General features: G+C 67.6%; 16 protein-coding genes and 2 pseudogenes. 5 read left to right on the forward strand and 13 right to left on the reverse strand.

All coding sequences use genetic code 11. The annotated features are described in order from the left end of the window. The 9 genes and pseudogenes from A5691_RS02540 to A5691_RS02580 form a co-directional block, all read right to left on the reverse strand. Positions 1-303, reverse strand: a pseudogene (locus A5691_RS02540) (type VII secretion-associated serine protease); the annotation flags it as partial. Further along, complete coding sequence (gene eccD, locus A5691_RS02545; protein WP_082950100.1) at positions 288-1,817, reverse strand: type VII secretion integral membrane protein EccD; 1,530 nt, start codon at positions 1,815-1,817, stop codon at positions 288-290. The gene eccD and the pseudogene A5691_RS02540, both read right to left, overlap by 16 nt. Beyond that, on the reverse strand, positions 1,814-2,839 hold the full coding sequence (locus A5691_RS02550) for a MinD/ParA family protein (RefSeq protein ID WP_156675583.1): 1,026 nt from the start codon (positions 2,837-2,839) through the stop codon (positions 1,814-1,816). The genes eccD and A5691_RS02550 overlap by 4 nt, the downstream gene beginning before the upstream one ends. 131 nt (positions 2,840-2,970) lie before the next feature. After that, positions 2,971-3,801, reverse strand: coding sequence for an ESX secretion-associated protein EspG (locus A5691_RS02555; protein WP_068016289.1), 831 nt, complete (start codon positions 3,799-3,801; stop codon positions 2,971-2,973). 142 nt (positions 3,802-3,943) lie between these two features. Continuing rightward, the gene (locus A5691_RS02560; protein WP_067760412.1) at positions 3,944-4,234 is read right to left on the reverse strand and encodes a WXG100 family type VII secretion target; all 291 of its coding nucleotides are present in this window, start codon (positions 4,232-4,234) and stop codon (positions 3,944-3,946) included. A gap of 48 nt (positions 4,235-4,282) precedes the next feature. Beyond that, positions 4,283-4,606, reverse strand: a complete 324-nt coding sequence (locus A5691_RS02565; protein ID WP_067271862.1) for a WXG100 family type VII secretion target — start codon at positions 4,604-4,606, stop codon at positions 4,283-4,285. Positions 4,607-4,715: 109 nt separating this feature from the next. Further along, complete coding sequence (locus A5691_RS02570) at positions 4,716-5,906, reverse strand: PPE family protein (protein ID WP_068016292.1); 1,191 nt, start codon at positions 5,904-5,906, stop codon at positions 4,716-4,718. Between the two features lie 45 nt (positions 5,907-5,951). Continuing rightward, positions 5,952-6,257 (reverse strand): PE domain-containing protein, encoded by a 306-nt coding sequence (locus A5691_RS02575; RefSeq protein ID WP_067760429.1) that lies wholly within the window; start codon positions 6,255-6,257, stop codon positions 5,952-5,954. Positions 6,258-6,562: 305 nt separating this feature from the next. Further along, on the reverse strand, positions 6,563-7,891 hold the full coding sequence (locus A5691_RS02580; protein WP_068016295.1) for a HAMP domain-containing sensor histidine kinase: 1,329 nt from the start codon (positions 7,889-7,891) through the stop codon (positions 6,563-6,565). A 234-nt stretch (positions 7,892-8,125) separates the two neighbouring features. Here A5691_RS02580 and A5691_RS02585 point away from each other — a divergent pair, with 234 nt between their 5' ends. From A5691_RS02585 to A5691_RS02600, 4 genes are read left to right on the forward strand one after another with little or no spacing between them, the layout of a single operon-like run. Further along, positions 8,126-8,728 (forward strand): TetR/AcrR family transcriptional regulator, encoded by a 603-nt coding sequence (locus tag A5691_RS02585; protein WP_156670258.1) that lies wholly within the window; start codon positions 8,126-8,128, stop codon positions 8,726-8,728. Positions 8,729-8,754: 26 nt separating this feature from the next. After that, positions 8,755-9,966, forward strand: a complete 1,212-nt coding sequence (locus A5691_RS02590) for an acyl-CoA dehydrogenase family protein (RefSeq protein WP_067271857.1) — start codon at positions 8,755-8,757, stop codon at positions 9,964-9,966. 51 nt (positions 9,967-10,017) lie between these two features. Further along, positions 10,018-11,235 carry a GNAT family N-acetyltransferase gene (locus A5691_RS02595; protein WP_067760418.1) on the forward strand — a complete coding sequence of 406 codons (1,218 nt, stop codon included), beginning with the start codon at positions 10,018-10,020 and terminating at the stop codon, positions 11,233-11,235. A 21-nt stretch (positions 11,236-11,256) separates the two neighbouring features. Then, complete coding sequence (locus A5691_RS02600) at positions 11,257-12,207, forward strand: FAD-binding oxidoreductase (RefSeq protein ID WP_068016299.1); 951 nt, start codon at positions 11,257-11,259, stop codon at positions 12,205-12,207. 1 nt (position 12,208) lies between these two features. Here A5691_RS02600 and A5691_RS02605 read toward each other — a convergent pair whose 3' ends face one another. Then, positions 12,209-13,411 carry a DUF4185 domain-containing protein gene (locus tag A5691_RS02605; RefSeq protein ID WP_156675584.1) on the reverse strand — a complete coding sequence of 401 codons (1,203 nt, stop codon included), beginning with the start codon at positions 13,409-13,411 and terminating at the stop codon, positions 12,209-12,211. 179 nt (positions 13,412-13,590) lie between these two features. Here A5691_RS02605 and ctaD point away from each other — a divergent pair, with 179 nt between their 5' ends. Next, on the forward strand, positions 13,591-15,327 hold the full coding sequence (ctaD, locus tag A5691_RS02610; RefSeq protein WP_067760424.1) for a cytochrome c oxidase subunit I: 1,737 nt from the start codon (positions 13,591-13,593) through the stop codon (positions 15,325-15,327). On the opposite strand, the gene A5691_RS02615 is transcribed toward ctaD, so the two are convergent. The 3 genes and pseudogenes from A5691_RS02615 to A5691_RS28250 all read right to left on the reverse strand — a co-directional run. After that, positions 15,324-16,034: an ABC transporter permease gene (locus A5691_RS02615; protein WP_197498900.1), complete on the reverse strand. Its 711-nt coding sequence runs from the start codon at positions 16,032-16,034 to the stop codon at positions 15,324-15,326. The genes ctaD and A5691_RS02615 overlap by 4 nt on opposite strands. Positions 16,035-16,069: 35 nt before the next feature. Continuing rightward, entirely contained in the window at positions 16,070-17,026 is a 957-nt protein-coding gene (locus A5691_RS02620) for an aliphatic sulfonate ABC transporter substrate-binding protein (RefSeq protein WP_067760426.1), read from the reverse strand. After that, positions 17,026-17,247, reverse strand: a pseudogene (locus tag A5691_RS28250) (ABC transporter ATP-binding protein); the annotation flags it as partial. The gene A5691_RS02620 and the pseudogene A5691_RS28250, both read right to left, overlap by 1 nt.

Genomic DNA, 17,247 nt, shown 5'->3' on the forward strand with positions numbered 1-17,247 from the left:
GCCGGTGTCGATCACGGCCACCGGTACGCCGTTGCCGGTGCTGTATTGCCAGGCCTTGCTGATGTTGAGCAGGTTGAAGCCCGGCGCCAGCTGCGCCACGTCGGGGTTGCGCACGGTGATGGGCGTCGAGCAGCTGTTGGCGCGCCGCATCGGTTGGTCGCTTCGCGGCGGCCCGTCCGGCGGCACCATGCCGGGATCGACCTGTGGGGGTGTGATGGCCTGCGCGGCAGGGATATTCGCGGACAGCGCGACCAGGGTGACGGCGGCGGTCGCCGCCGCCGCGCGCTTCAGTGCCGAATCCACGTGAACAGCCCCCCCAGGGCCGCCGCCGCCGGCAGCAACACGATGAACGCGAACACTTCCACCCATTCCACGGTCAACCGGATCAGCGGCCTGAACCGCACCGTCGGCACCAACAGCGCCGCGGCCAGGCCGCACGCGGCGAAGGCCGCCACCGCTACAGCGGGCCAAAGCAATCCGCTGACAACGTCTTTCGGCTCCACGATGGCGTATTTGACCACTCCGGCACACACGGCGGCGGCGGCCCCGCAGGCGAGCGCGACGGCCTGGTACTTGGCGGCGAATCCCCTGCCCTGGGTGATGAAGATGCCCACCACGAGTCCGGCGACCACCAGCGCCAACCACGCCCACGGGCGCCCCGGTGTCAGCACCCCCCACACGGCGGCGGGCAGGACGATCGACACCCCGACGCAGACACCGACCTGCACCGCGTTGACCAGCCGCGCGGAGGCGGCAATGGCCGCGCCGCGCGCGGTGATGTCGGTCAATTCGTTGTCCTCGTCCTCGGATTCGTCCTCACTCACCGGCGAGACAGTGTCGACGGGCATGCCTTCGCGCCGGGCGAAGAGGTCGCGGCCGGTGATCGATCCGAAGTGCGGCGGCCGAACCCGGGCCACCCACAACGCGATCATCGGGGTCATCCTGACCAGGATCAGCAGCCCGACCAGCACGCAGATGGCCAATACCTGCGCCGAGGCGGGCCGGAACATCCGAACCGCGGCAACCGCGGCCAGGATCCCGCACACCGTCACCACCGCGGTGACGACCGCGGTCTGCCACCGCTTCCGCGTCGTCACGCCGATGGCGATGGCACCGAGGATCACGATCACGAGGCCGATCAGCCCGTGCGCCGCGCCCAGGGTGCCCGGCGGCGCGCAGGCGCCCGCGACCGCCAGCAACACCACTGCCAGCCAGCCGAACCCGCTGAACAGGTCGCGCCGCTCGCGCCAGCCCCACCAGACGATGAACGTCGCGATGATCAGCAAGACGCCGACTGCGCCGGCCACCGCGGCCGGGATGGGGCTGTCGGTGAACATCCGCGCGCGCAGCGTCAGCGCCACCACCACCGCGGCCGCCATCGCGATGATCGCGACCGCGGTGTGCGCGGCCGTCAACGGCGTCACCGGGGCGAACATCCGGTCACCGCCCTCACGGCCCAGCCACTTGCCCATGGCCGCCAGGCCGGTCGACAGCGACTCGTACTGCGGTTCGAAGGACTCGCCCGCGACACGGGGCACCAGCACCAGGGTGTCGCCGTCCTGCACGCCCAACTCGTCCAGGCTCTTGTTGATGTCGAGGCGGACCCCATTGATCTTGTGCAGTTCGTAGCTGCCCGCCGGCAACGTAATGCCTTCAAAGCCTTTGCGCTTCAGGTCGGCGTCGAAGAGCTCGACCATTCCCTCGAAGAATCCCTCCACCGGAATTCCGGCCGGGAACACTTGCGAGCAGAGATGCTTCTCGTAGGAAATGTTGACCGCACAGCGCGCCGGGAAGGCGACCTTATGCGCTGATGTCACGGCGTCGTCCGCTCCGCATCCGGAATGTATTTGTCGGCCAGGCCGGCGGTAATTTCAAAAAGACGCAACCGCGTCTTTTTCTTCAATTCGTGAACCGTGTCGATGAGGCCACCTTTGGCGAGATGCGGATCGAACGGCATCTCCTCGACGGTCGCCCCGACTTTGCTGAACCGCTCGGTCAGGTAAGCCAGCGCATCCTTGTCGGTGATCTGATCGGTGTGGTTGATGATCACGGTGCTGCGCGACACCAACTCGTGGTAGCCCTGCGACCGCAGATAGTCCACGGCACGCAGCACGGGCCGCGACCGATCGGCGGTGATGCCGGAGACGAACACGAGGGTGTCGGTGTTCTCCAGCACCGGCTTCATCACCTCGTGCTCCAAATCCGGCGACGTGTCCACGATCATCACCGTGTGAGTTCGCCGCAGCCGCGACAACACCCCGGAGAACATCGCAGGCACCAGCGGCCGGGGCTGGTCCGACGTACGGTTTCCGGCGAGGACGTCGAGCCCGATCGGGTTCTGCCCCAAGTGTTCACGGATGTCGGCGTAGCCCTGCACGTCGGTGTCGTTGATGATGGCGGTGTAGTCACCCGGCGGCGACTCGTCGATGCGGTCGGCCAGCGTGCCGAAACCCGGGACGGCATCGATCGCAATCACGTTCTGCGGGCGGCATTCCCGGAACACGCCGCCGATGCAGGCGACCATGGTGGAGACCCCGACCCCGCCCTTGCCGGAGACCACCGTGATCACGTACTGCCTCCGGATGTGCCGCCGGATACGGTTCTGCAAATCGCGGTAGTGCCGCTCGGCGGGCGATTCCCCGGGATTTATTTTTTTAAAAGAGATGACGTAGACGAATTTCCGCCAACCCGAGCCTGGAGGAATCTTTCGGGGCGCGGCAAGATCGGTAATGCGCATGGTGTCGGATACCGAATCCGGGAAGTTGCGGCCCCCTGACGGATCCCCCCGTCTGAGCGCCCCTTCGTCCGACATATTCGGGTCATTCCAAGGGCTCGTCACGTCGCGATGCTAACACGCTCGGCGATACCACGTTTACCGATCAACAAACCCTTCAAGCACGTAACAGGTTGCCATTCCACGGCATTGGTTAAGTGACTTATCTTGCGTCAGTGGAGAAGTCGGCCGCCGGATCAGACCACTCGCCGATACGAATACCACTCCTCGCCGGCGGGCAGCCGGCGGATCAGTCGCTGCACGGCGCCACTGATGTCGCTGCGCGAGCCGGGTGAAAGGATCTGATAGCGGCGCTGACCCGAGATGACGTTCTCGACGCAGACGCGGCCCGCCGGGGTGTCGATGATGGACACGGTCGAATCGCCGACGGCGACCCGCGCCATCTCGTCCGGCCCGACCCCGGCCTGCAGCCCCACGATTGTCGCGTGCGCCGAACGCGCGGGGTCGGCGGCCATGGTGACGATCTGCAGCTGGTCGACGTCGAGGTTCTGCCTGAGCAGAAACGTCCGGAGGCTGGCGGCGTCGCGCACCGAGGCGAGCAGCTCTTCGGTGTCGAGGGTGACCGGCTTGAGCGGGGCCACCTCGGCCACCCCACACAGCCGCTCGACCTGGCCCACCACCAAATCGCTGGCCCCGCCCTCGTCATTGGCGGTGCCGGCCGGGTACAGGCGGATCAGCTCGGCATGGCGTTCGAGCACCACCCACCAGCTGGCGAAGCGGCAGATGGACGCTCGTGTCGGTTCACGGCCCGGCACGCCGATGTTGACCATCAGCGCCAAGTCGCGCCGCAGCAACACGGTCAGCCATTCGCGGATCATCGGGTCGACATTGCCCGCCTCGTCCAGGGCGCCGGCGGCCCGCAACTCGTCCGCGATCGGGTGGCTCAGCGCGCGCTCGGGGGTGTCGAGCCGCGGCAGCAACGGCCGCAAGCCCAGCTCGGGACAGGTCTGCTCCACCCCGGTAACCGCCTGCAACACCCACAGGCCATCGACCGTCGTCGTCAGCATGTCACTTCGCTTTCAAAGCCGCGCGCCCTTGACCGGCGGGCTACACGCCGAAGGGGGGCACATGCGCTCGACGCATCTGCCCCGCCTTCAATCGCACTCACCCACCACGCCCAATCAGTAGATCGGAGCCCGGGGCGGTTGTTCAGCCGAACAAGTGGCCGATGTTCTGGTCGGTCGCGAGCGCGTTGTCCAGCACGTGGGAGGTCGTCATTCCGTGCTGGCTCACCGTGTCGATCAGCCCCTGCAACCCGGAGAGCATCTGCGCCTGCGCCTCGAAGAATTGCTTCGCGCCATGACCGGCGAAGAATTCTGTCAGCTGGTTGGTCCGGTTCGCGGTGTCGTCATAGATTCCCTGCAACTGGCCGGCGCGCGATCCGATGTCGGACGCGAAATCGGCTACGGCGCCGGGGTTATAGGTGATGGGGTTGGACATTGTGCATTCCCTTCAAAGGCCGATTGTGAATTGCGAATGGTGGATGGGTTAGGAGCCGTGGCCGCCGAATAGCGCGCTGAACGCGTGCGTCGAATCCGCCTCGTGGTGTTCCATCAACGCCGCCGCCTGCTTGAGCCCCTCGGCCAGGCGGGTTCCGCCGTTGAGCACCTTGTTCAGGTCGTTCTGGATTTCGATGGCCGTCGCGTGAGACGCGGTCACGGCCTCACCGGACCAGGTCGAAGGGTTCATGACGTTTTCGTGGTTCGCGATGTAGCCCTGCGCGATCGCGATCGCGTGTTCCATGTTGGCCTGGATATGGTTGGAAGCATCGCGAAGCACCTGAGCCGATACTTGGATTGTTGAACTGTCCACTTGGGGTTTCTCCTAACTACTGATGCCCTCCCCCGGAATTACCTGGGGCATGGAGCGAAGTGTATGGCTGCTGTATTTATCTGTCGATTCACCCTTAGCCGGGCCGGCTTCACACTCTCGTGTCGACAACCCGCACCGTCGCGGGCTGTTCGGCTTTGTCTCGGGATCCGCGCTCTCCTCCCGCCCCATGCCCCACCGGCATGCCGCCCATAGGTGTACCGCCGCCGACCGTCGTGGTCTGCGGACGAATGGCCTCGGCCCCCAACGCCCCGCTTGGCCGCAGCCCCACCGGCCGGCCACTGCCGGCCGGTTCGAAGGCGCTGACGGGACGGGTGAAGGTGGTCGCGGGCATGCCGGCCCCGCCCAGGGAGGCGGCCCCTCCACCGCCGCCCGAGGCGCCGACGGCCGACATCTCCGTCGCCGATATCGCCGAAATTCCGGGCGCCGCACCGCCCATGGCTCCCGGGTTGGCGAACATGCCCATCATCGACTGCAGCGGCTGCATCATCTGCATCGGCGCCTGCATCATTTGCATCGGCGCCTGCATCATTTGCGGGACCGCGCCCATCATCGACTGCACGGGCTCCATGAACGAACCGGCCTGGCTCATGATGTCCTGGCCGCCCGACGCCGCCTGGCCCGCGCCCTGGGTGCCCGTCTGCGCACCCTGCATGGCGGCACGCATGCCGTCGCCGGCGCCGACGTTCGCGGCCGCCTGTCCCACCGCCGCGGCCGCCTCCGCCGGCGCCGCCGGCGACGCGCCCATGGTCGCCAGCGGCGGTGGAATGGCGAGGCTCTCGCTCAAGGCGGTCAGGATCGTTCCGTAGCTGGCGCCGACGGCGGAGTTGTTCGGCCACATCGACCCGAAGTATTCGAGCTCCAGCGACGTGATCCGGGGCGTCAAGGCGCCGAGGACGATGGGGTTGATGCCGTAGTCGGTGGCGCACTCGGTGCGGTTGGCGATGCACTCGGGCGCCGGACGCATCGTGCCGTACGCCATCTGATACGCGGAGACCGCGGTCGAGACCACCGCGGGTTTGACATCCACCCACCCGGCGAGCCCGTGCAGTGACGCGTTCAGCGCGGTGGCGTTGGTGGCGGAGGCGAGGGAGCCGACACCGGTCCAGCTCACCGACGTCGCGACGGTGTTGATCTCCGATGCGATGCTCGAGCCGTGATGGGTGGCCGCCAGTGCCATCCAAGCGGCCTGGTTGGCCAGATGGGTGATGACGCCGGCACCCGCCTTGAGCAACATGTCGTTTTCTTCAGGCGTACGCGCGGCCCACCCCGGATCCGCCATGCCGCACTTCCCCCTTTGCTGCCCCGCTGGTGGCGTAGCTGGCTGTTACGCGCCTATCGCCAACGCCAAGCTACGCATGAGTTCGGTGACGACGTAGGTACCCGACGCGATGCTCTGCGCGCCGGCGAACAAACCGCGCTGGGCGGCGTGCTCGGATACCACTCCCAGGTAGTTTCCGCCGCACGCGTTCAGCGCCGCCGCGAACATTGCCGAATCCGGGTCTGCGCCCATCGGCATGACCCCCAGCAGCACGGGCGCGGCCGCCGAAGCCGCCGCCTGGGTCTCGGCGCTGATCCCCGACTCCGCGGCCGCCGATGCCAGCACAGCCTCCGATTGCACCTGCAGCACCATGATTTCCCTCCGATTGCTCAGCGTCATAAGACGGGCTTGGCGCCTCAGTCTAGTGCGGTTCTACTGTTCGTGTATTCACTCGGATTCCCCCCGGTCTCCCGGCCGGAATTACGTGATTCAGTTGACGGGCGGTATTCCCGTTATGAGGCATCCGTCAAACACCCCGCATGCCACTGCAGGCACACCGGTCACGCGGTTACCGCGTGATTCATGCGAATGGCTGGCAGTAATGGCCGCCTATTTGGTGCGGCCTGAAACATCGAATCGCCCGATCACGTTTCCCGTCGCGGAAATGCCGACCGAAACTACGCGGGTCCGCGACCGTCACCGGCCAGGTTCAGCAGCAGCCGGGTGCCCCCGAGCGGACTCGTCTGCAACGCCGCCGTGCCGCCGTGTAGTTCGGCCTGCTGGGCGACCAGCGCCAGCCCCAGCCCGGAGCCCGACCGCGATGCCGTGGAGCCGCGGGCGAAGCGCTCGAAGACCGCGGCCCGCTCGGACTCCGGAACGCCGGTGCCGTCGTCGTCGATCGCGATCTCCACGCCCTCGCTGGAGCTGCTCACGGTGAGCTGGATCTTGCCGGCGTTGCCATGCTTGACGGCGTTGGCGATCGCGTTGTCGATCACCAGCCGCAGGCCGGTGGGCAGTCCCACCATCAGCACCGTCGGCGAGGGCACCAGCGACACCTCGACCTCGGGATATATCCGCAGTGCGTCGTGCGCGGCACGGTCCAGCAGTTCGGTGATGTCGAACGGGACGAAGTCGTCGACGGTGGTCAGCTCGCCCTGTGCCAGCCGTTCCAGCGCCGTCAGCGTTCCCTCGATGCGGCTCTGGGTGCGGATGACGTCGCCGATCACCTCCTGGTGCTGCTCACGGGGCAGGTCCAGCGTGGAGAGGACTTCCAGGTTGGTGCGCATCGCCGTCAACGGGGTGCGCAGCTCGTGGGAGGCGACGGCGGCGAAGTCGCGTGCCGACTCGAGCGCCGCCTTCGTGCGCTGTTGCTCCTTGCCGATGCGCGCGAGCATTCCCTCGACCGCTTCGGCGATCTCCACGGCCTCCCGCACCCCGCGCACCTGAACCTCGTCGGGGCTGGACTGCGCGTTGATCGCGCGGGCCTGCTGCGCCAGCAACAGGAACGGGTTCACCATGATCAACGAGATCACCCAGCCGACGACCACCGTGCCGCCGATGACGCTGGCGCAGATCAACAACACCCGCAGGTGTAGCTCGTTGATCCGGTGTTGCGCTTCGGCCAGCGGCGCGGCCAGCGCGATCGAGGCGGGCCCCGCCGAGAAGGTGCGGACGCGGTACTGCACGCCGTTGATGGTGGTGTTGGCGTATCCGTTGGGCAGCTTCGGCAGCACGATGTTGTTGGGCACCGAGACCGTCACGTCGCCGATGCGCGCGGTGCGCACCAGGTTGCCGTCCGGCATGGGCTGGTCGGGGCTCGCGTGCTCGACGTTGTTGAGCAGTGAATTGATGTCGCCCAGGCTGCTGACCGAGTCGAGCCGGCGGTCCAGCTGGCTGTACTGGTCGTTGGTGACGCCGACCCAAACCCAGGTGCCCAGCAGCACGACCAGGGTGATGACCGAGAGCGCGGCGACGACGACGATGGTGCGCAGCGACAACACCCGCATCGGCAGCTGTACGTGCGGTAACACGCGAATGTCACGCTCCTCTGGTGCGCTCACGGCGCCGGCCGGAGACGGTGTCGAGAACCTGACCACAACCCTCACACCCTTCGCGATTCGCCGCGTTCAGGCGTCGTGGCGTTTCGCAGAGAATGTAGCGCCAAACTTTGAGCTCCTGCCCGGCCCGGCCCTGACCGCGGTCGTTTTGCCTCCATCGTGGTGAGTGAGTACTCTCTCACCATGCTCGCCTCCGGACGTGATCGGCTCCTGGCCGAGGCGCTGAAGCTTTTCGCCGCCAAGGGTTACGCGGCGACATCGGTGGCCGACATCCAGCGAGCGTCGGGTCTGGCTCCGGGATCGGGAGCGCTCTACAAGCACTTCGGCTCGAAGCGCGAGCTGCTCGAGGCCGCCGTCGCGTACCGGATCGACAGCATCGTGGCGGCGCGCGAGCAGTACGACGCGGGGCAACCGGGCAGCGTCGAGCAGGCGGTGCGCACGGCCGGGCAGCTGATCTGGAGCAATCTCAAAGAGAGTGAGGACCTGCTCAAGGTCATGCTGCGGGAGCCCGAGGAGCTCGGCGACCTCGACGAAAAGACGTGGCAGGTCATCACCGACAACGCCTATCAGCGCTTCGCCGACGAACTGGCCGCGTCGAATCGGTCCGGCCGCACCCGCATCCCCGATCCCGAGGCGGCCGCGGCGGTCGCCATCGGGTCGTTGTCGTATGCCGCGACGCTGCAGGCGCTGACCGGCAGGCTGCCCGGCAACATCGACGAAGAGCGGTACTTCGAGGCGTGGGTCAGCCAGACCGTCAGCGTCCTCGCCCAGTACGGAACCCGTTGAGCACAAAAACCTTTCAGGAGTAGACCGTGACTTTCTCACTGCAACTGACCGACGACGTGATCGAGGTACGCGACTGGGTGCACAAGTTCGCCGCCGACGTCATCCGGCCCGCCGCCTCGGAATGGGACGAACGGGAGGAGACCCCGTGGCCCGTGATCCAGGAGGCCGCCAAGGTGGGGCTGTACTCCCCCGACTTCTTCGCGCAGCAGGCGGCCGAGCCGACGGGTCTGGGCATGCTCACCGCGTTCGAGGAGATGTTCTGGGGCGACGCCGGCATCGCGCTGTCCATCATGGGCACCGGCCTGGCCGCGGCGGCGTTGGCGGGCAACGGAACTCCCGAACAGCTGGGCCGGTGGCTGCCGGAGATGTTCGGTACGGCCGACGAGCCGAAGCTGGGTGCGTTCTGCTCCTCGGAGCCCGACGCCGGGTCGGACGTCGGGGCGATCCGCACCCGGGCCCGCTACGACGAGGCCACCAACGAATGGGTGCTGAACGGCACCAAGACCTGGGCGACCAACGGCGGCATCGCGAACGTGCACATCGTGGTGGCGTCGGTGTATCCCGAATTGGGCACCCGCGGACAGGCCACGTTCGTCGTCCCGGCGGGCGTCAATGGTTTGGCGCAAGGCCAGAAGTTCAAGAAGCACGGGATCCGGGCATCGCACACCGCCGAGGTGGTTCTCGACAACGTTCGCCTACCCGAGGACCACATCCTGGGCGGCCGGGAGAAGTTCGAGGCGCGCATCGCCCGGGTCAAGTCGGGTGCCTCCGCGCGCAGCCAGGCGGCGATGAAGACCTTCGAGCGCACCCGGCCCACGGTCGGGGCCATGGCCGTCGGCGTGGCCCGCGCCGCGTACGAGTACGCGCTCGACTATGCCTGCCAGCGTGAGCAATTCGGCCGCAAGATCGGCGAATTCCAGGCGGTGGCGTTCAAGCTGGCCGACATGAAGAGCCGCATCGACGCCGCCCGCCTGCTGGTGTGGCGGGCCGGCTGGATGGCGCGCAACAACCAATCGTTCGACGCCGCCGAGGGGTCGATGGCCAAGCTGGTTGCCAGCGAGACGGCCGTCTACGTCACCGACGAGGCGATCCAGATTCTGGGCGGCAACGGATACACCCGTGACTATCCCGTGGAGCGGATGCACCGCGACGCCAAGATCTTCACCATTTTCGAGGGCACCAGCGAGATCCAGCGCCTGGTGATCTCGCGGGCGCTGACCGGCTTGCAGATTCGGTAACGGCCGCATCCCGCGGTCCGTGCCGTCACGGGCGCGAGACATGATGGCCGGATGACCACCGAGATCCGGGTCCTCGACAGCGAGGACGAACTGCTGGCCGCGGCCAACGTGTTTCGCGTCGCCATGATCGGCTTCCCGCCGATGCCGGAGCTACCGCCCGGCCAGATCGCCAAGCTGCTCGAGCCCGGCCGCACCCTGGGGGCGTTCGTCGGCGGGGAGCTCGTCGGCACCGCGGACGCAGTGACGAGCCGAATGACGCTCCCCGGCGGGTCGATGGTGGGGCACGCCGCCGTCACCCACATCGGGGTGTTGCCGTCGTTCACCCGGCGGGGCGTCGCCACGGAGTTGATCCGTCATCAATTCGGCGACATCGCGGCCCGCGGCGAGGTGGTCGCGTCGTTGCGGGCCTCCGAGGCCACGATCTACGGGCGCTATGGGTACGGCGTCGCCAGTTCGTCGCAGACGGTAGAGGTGCACACCGCGCGGGCGGCGCTGCGTCGCGAGGTCGGGGCCGGCGGTCCGGTGCGGTTGATCGACGCGGCCGAAGGCTGGGCGTTGTTGCCCCGCATCTACGCCGAGAATCGTCCGTCGCGGCCGGGATCCATCGACCGGCCGGACGCGTGGTGGCGGAGCCTGCGGCTGCGTACCGAATCATCGCCGCAGCCTTCGTATGTCGCGGTGCACGGCGCCCCGGGAGCCGAATCCGGTTTCGCCCGCTACCGCCCCGTCGACACCGAGAGGTGGTTCGTCAGCGACCAGCGCACGATCGCGGTGGAGGACTTCTTTGCCCCGACCGCCGAGGCCTATCTCGGCCTGCTGCGGTTTCTGCTGCGGCTCGATCTCATTGACCGCGTCGTGTTTTGGATGTTGCCGATGGACGATCCGCTGCCCTGGTTGCTGGCCGATCGGCGCGCCGCGCGCGTCACCGCCGTGCATGACGAAACGTGGCTTCGCGTCATCGACGTGCCGCGGGCGCTCTCGGCTCGCCGGTACGGCGGCGACGGCGGCGTCACCATCGCGGTCAAAGACCCTATGCTGCCCGATAATTCGGGTCGTTTCACGATCACCGGGGACGGCGCCGAACCGACCGGCGGGCGCGCGCAGCTCGAGGTCGACGTCGAGGGGCTGGCCGCAGTTCTGCTCGGAGGTGTGACCTGGCGCGACCTCGCCGTCGCGGGCGTGGCCCGACCCGATGACCCGTCGGCGATCGCCGCGGCCGACCGATTGTTCGCGGTGCCGGACGCTCCCCATGCCGGGTTCTACTTCTAGCCGCGCGGGTATGCGGATCGCGTGATCGTCATCGTCGGTGCGGGGGTGTGCGGGCTGGCCGCCGCCCACGAGCTGGCGCGGCGTGGGGAGCCCGCGATCGTGCTGGAACGCGGGGTCCCGTTCGGCGAGCAGTCAACGGGATTGGCCCGCATCTTCCGGATTGCGCATCGGCGCCCGTCGTTGTGCCGCCTGGCGCTCCGCGCCCGCGCCGGCTGGCAGCGCTGGGAGGACGAGCTCGGCGTGGGCCGGCTATTGGGCGCGGAGGGATTCATCGCCGCCGGTGCCTGCGAGGAGACCGCGGCGGCCATGACAACGGCGGGTGCTTCATTCCGTTGGGTGGACGGGGCGGAGATCGCCGCGCGGATCCCATTCGCCGCCCCGCCGTGGGAGACCGGTGTGCTGGATCCACTCGGCGGCAGCCTGCGAATCCGCCGCGCACTGTCCGCGCTGGCGGGGCGGCTCGACGTCCGGCGTGGCGACGTCGTGGCGGTTTCCGACGACGGTGAGGTGAGTCTGGCCGACGGCGGCGTGCTGCGGGGCGACCGCGTGCTGATCTGCGCCGGCGCGCGGACGCCGGCGCTGTTCGGCCCGCTTGGTGTCGAATTCGCCCCGCACACCCGGTTCACCTACGCGGGCGCCGACGCGACCGGCGCGGCGTGCCTGTCGGCGCCCGAGGGCTACGGGCTGCCGCTGGGCAGCACGGGGCGCTGGGCGTTCGGTCAGGAGGTGCCGGACCCCGCGACGGTGCGCGCGCTGTTCCCAGGGCTGTCGCCGGTTGGGCGGGTGGACTGCGTGACGGTTCGCGCGCCGTGGCTGGACGCGGACGGCGACGGCTGGACGGTGGGCCGCCGCGGCCGCGTCGTCGGGTTCGTCGGCGCCAACCTGATGAAGTTCGGTCCGTTGCTCGGCGAACTGCTTGCCGAGGCGGTGCTCAGCGAAGAGCTACCGGGCCAGCTGGCCCTCGCCCGATAGTTCACCTGCAGGGCGCAAGCGCATCGCCGGACGAGTCCGCCGCCGCGCGGGGACGGCCATCAGCGTTCCAGCGCAACGACACGACGATGAATCGGGGACGGTAGATGCTCACCTGGCGGTACACGTCGCCGCCCGGCGCGGTGTCAAGGCTGTTGACGTCGTACGAGATGACCAGCTTGCTGGACGTCGAGTACTCGGGGTGCACATGGGCGTTGTAGGTGTAGACGTCGGCGTCGTGGTAGAGCCCGGCGCTTCCGCTCTCAGGCGTCAGGTACAGCGTCGTCGCGGGCCCGAAGGGTCCCGTCGGGGACGGCCCGAAGCGGCCAACGAGGCGATCGCTGAATCCCCTGCCCCCCTGCATGGTGGTGAGCATGTAGACGCCGTCGCGCAGCCGGTGCACCGAAAGCTCGGCGCCGACGCGGTCGCTCACCCGGAACGAATCCGCTTCCGCGGACGACCATCCCCGGCCGGTCCAGTACGAGAAGGCTTGCCGCAGATCGCCTCCCGCGATGCGGGCCACGTGCAGGTACTTGTTGTCGGCGCCGGTCTCGACACCGTAGACATAGGTCCAGCCGCCGTCGTTCTGCACCCACTGGCCCCATTGGATGCCGCGCGATCGTGGCAGCGGCGTGATCGCCGAGGCTGCGCGCAGGTCCCCGATGTCGAACCGCGCCAGCGATGACCCGACGAACACGAAGTCGAGCGGTCCGCGCCCACCGGATCTCCACTCGGACAGCGGAACCTGTAGTGCCCCATCAAGATACGTCGCCGCTCCCAGCCAGAACCAGTGCGTGGGGTCAACCGGCGCGACCACGCCCGCCCGGTGGTCGGCCGTCCCGCCCACCACGGTGGACCAGTGCCCTTCGCCGTCACGGATGACGAAGGAATTGTGCACGAAAAGCGCGTCGGGCGGTCGGGTCGGCGGGGTGATGGGCCCGAGGAAAGTATCGGAGAACACGAAGGCCTCCCTACCGTCGGGCAGCGTGGCCGTCCAGGTCGAATCTCCGCCCGTCCAACCGCTACCGGAATTGCCGTAGTTCGTCAGGGCCGTGTTCAGGCAGTCCAGCGGCGCGGAGCCGAGCACCACCGGCGCCCCCATCACGCCGCGCGGGCCCGGCCAGGACGAGAACAGGCCGAGAGCGAGAGCCGCGATCAGGAGGGTGACGAGCAGCCGGCCGGCCCGCCTGCCCATCCCACGCGTCACGCTCACACGATAGGCGCTCCGGGTTGCGGGAGGTAAGCCTTTCCTTCTAGACCGGCCAGGACGCCCAATTGCCGCTCGTTTAGGGACGTTTGACCCTAGGTCCGCGGAGTGGCGCCTCGGAATACTTGGGCGGCTTGACAAATTGCGTGAGTCCGCACCGGCCCCCGTGGAGGTATGCGATGACGGCTGAAGCGCCGCCCGTCAGCGGCCTGCAGGCCCGCCGGCCGTTTCCCGCGCGGACAGGTCCCAAGGGGAACCTGATCTACCAGCTCATCAGCACGACCGACCACAAGATGATCGGCATCATGTACATGGTCGCCTGTTTCATCTTCTTCTTCATCGGCGGCCTGATGGCGCTGCTCCTGCGGCTCGAGCTGGCCCGGCCCGGGCTGCAATTTCTGTCCAACGAGCAGTACAACCAGCTGTTCACCATGCACGGCACGGCGATGTTGCTGTTCTATGCGACGCCCATCGTCTTCGGGTTCGCGAATCTGGTACTGCCCCTGCAGATCGGTGCGCCCGACGTGGCCTTCCCACGGCTCAACGCGCTGTCGTTCTGGCTGTTCGTCTGCGGCGCGCTGATCGCGTTGGGCGGCTTCATCGTTCCCGGAGGTGCCGCCGATTTCGGGTGGACCGCCTACACGCCGCTGTCCGATGCCGTGCACAGTCCCGGCGTGGGCGGCGACCTGTGGATTCTGGGCGTGGGCGTCGGTGGTCTGGGAACCATTCTGGGTGCGGTCAACATGATCACCACGGTGGTCTGTCTGCGGGCCCCGGGCATGACCATGTTCCGGATGCCCATCTTCACCTGGAACATCCTGGTCACCAGTGTGCTTGTCCTGATTGTCTTCCCGCTGTTGACCGCCGCGCTGTTCGGTTTGGAGGCCGACCGCCGCTTCGGCGCGCACATCTACGATCCCGCCAACGGCGGGGTGATGCTGTTTCAGCACTTGTTCTGGTTCTTCGGGCATCCCGAGGTCTACGTGATCGCGCTGCCGTTCTTCGGCATCATCTCCGAGATCGTCCCCGTGTTCTCCCGCAAGCCGCTGTTCGGTTACAGCACACTGGTTTACGCGACGCTGTCGATCGCCGCACTATCAGTGGCGGTGTGGGCGCACCACATGTATGCCACCGGCGCCGTGCTGCTGCCGTTCTTTTCGTTCATGACGTTCCTGATCGCCGTCCCCACCGGTATCAAGTTCTTCAACTGGATCGGCACCATGTGGAAGGGCCAGTTGACGTTCGAATCCCCGATGCTGTTCGCGATCGGGTTCTTGCTGACCTTCCTCATCGGGGGGTTGACGGGCGTGCTGCTCGCCAGCCCCCCGCTCGACTTCCACATCACCGACACCTATTTCGTTGTGGCGCACTTCCACTACACGTTGTTCGGCACGATCGTGTTCGCCACCTACGCGGGCATCTACTTCTGGTTCCCGAAGATGACCGGACGCCTGCTCGACGAGCGGCTGGGCAAGCTGCATTTCTGGCTGACGTTCATCGGCTTCCACACCACCTTCCTGGTGCAGCACTGGCTCGGCGATTCGGGGATGCCGCGCCGGTATGCCGACTACCTGCCCACCGATGGGTTTCAGACGCTCAACCTCGTCTCGACGATCGGGGCGTTCATCCTCGCCGCCTCGGTCTTGCCGTTCGTCTGGAACGTGTTCAAGAGCTGGCGCTACGGCGAGCCGGTCCTGGTGGACGACCCGTGGGGCCACGGCAATTCGCTCGAGTGGGCCACCAGCTGCCCGCCGCCGCGGCACAACTTCACCGAGCTGCCGCGAATCCGTTCGGAGCGGCCGGCTTTCGAGCTGCATTACCCGCACATGGTGGAGCGCATGCGCGCCGAGGCGCATGTCGGCCGCCGCGAACTCGCGAGCGCGACGCCCGACGCGGCCGACGTCGCCATAAACTAGTTGCGCCGTATCACCATTCGCTTCTCCAGCCCCCCCAGCGCGGCGTCGCTGAACTTGCCCAGCGCGGCGAGTAGTCCGATGGCCAACAGCATCACGTCGGTGCGGCCGGTGTTCTGGCTGTCGATCAGCAGGAAGCCGAGTCCCTTCGACGAGGCGATCAACTCGGCGGCCACCAGGAAAAGCCACGCGTTCGCCAGTCCCAGGCGCAGCCCGTTCAGCAGAGCGGGGGCGGCTGCGGGAAGCATGACCGTCGTCAACAGCGCGGCCCCGTCCCGACCGTAGGCGCGGCCCACCTCCAGCAGTTGCGGGTCGACGTGGGACAGCGCCGACGCCGTCGTGGTGTACACGGGGAAGAACGCGCCGATGGCTACCAGCAGCACCTTCGGTGTTTCGTCAATGCCAAACCACAAGAGCAGTAACGGAACCCACGCCAGCGAAGGCACGGTGCGCAAGGCCGCCACCGTCGGGGCGAGCAGCCTGCGCGCGGTGAGCGACAGCCCCACTAGCGATCCGATCGCGAGCGCGGCGGCCGAGCCGAGCAGGTAGCCGAGCGAGACACGCCCCAGGCTGGCCTGTAGATGGGTCCAGAGCTCACCGCGACGCAGCAGGTCACCCAGCGCCGCGATCACGTCGCCGGGTGGGGGCAGTTGACTGGCCGAGAACCAGCCCGCGGCGGTCACCGCTTGCCAGGCGGCCAGCAACAGCAGCGGAACCGCAAGCCCAGCCGGGGCGAGGGGGATCCTCAGGACACGTGTTGGGCGTACTTCGGCTCGATGATCGTTCCCAGCGCGCCGCGGCCGGAGTCGTCGGATTTGATGTCGGAGTCCGCCACCGCGATCGGCAGGATGTTCGTCAACACCGTCCGCTGCGGGTCGCCCGGCGCGGGCGGGATGTCCAGCACCGTCCGTCGCAACTCCTCCTGGGCGACGCTCGGTGTGACTTTCGCCTGCGAGGCCAGCAACGCCGCCAGCTCCTCGGGATGCGCCTTCGCCCATTTACGGGCCTCCTCATAGCTATTGACCACGGACTGGACCACATCGGGATGCGCGGCGCTGAAGTCCTCTCGAACGTTCAGCACGCCATAGGAGTTGAAATCCGGATTGCGGTAGAGCATCCGCGAACCCTGCTGCTGAATGGTCTGCGCCATAAAAGGATCCAGCCCTGACCAGGCGTCCACATCGCCACGTTCCAGCGCGGTTTTGCCGTCGGCGTGCTGCAGGTTGACCATTTCCACGTCGGCGGGTGAAAGCCCCGCCGTGGCAAGGGATTGCAGCAGGAAGAAGTAGGGGTCCGTGCCCTTGGTGACCGCGATTTTCTTTCCCTTCAGGTCGGCGACCGAGGTGGCCGTCGAATTCTTGCCCACCACCAGGGCGGTCCACTCCGGCTTGCTGTACACGTCGATGATCTTGATCGGCGTGCCGTTCGCCCGCGCGACCAAGGCGGCCGAACCGGCGGTGGACCCGAAGTCGAGTCCCTTGGAGCGCAGGCCCTCGTTTGCCTTGTTGCTCCCCGCCGAGAGCACCCAGGTGACGTTGTAGCCCCTTCCCTCCAGCAGGTGCTGGTCGCGTACCACCAGGCTCAGCGGGTTGTAGTACGCATAGTCCAGCCGGATGTCCCTGGCCGCCGTAGTCCCGGTTGGCGAGCCGCAGCCGGCGGCTGCGGCCAGGACCGAAACCGCAATCAGGCAGCGCATTTTCATCACGTCTTGGCCTCCTCGGAAACCGCGGATCCGGCAGCGGCGCGGCCGCGCCGCGGTACGCCGAGCTCGTCGAGCAACTGTTGGCGCAACGCCGCGATGCGCGGGTCGCCGCGGTCGCGTGGCTTGGCGATCGGGACGTCGAATGCCGCGCCGATGCCGGCCGCGCCCGTGGGGTCGGCGCGCAACACGAGCACGCGGTCGGCGAGGATCGCCGCCTCATC

It is taken from the genome of Mycobacterium sp. E183 (genome assembly GCF_001667735.1).
In the GTDB taxonomy this organism is placed as follows: Bacteria; Actinomycetota; Actinomycetes; order Mycobacteriales; family Mycobacteriaceae; genus Mycobacterium.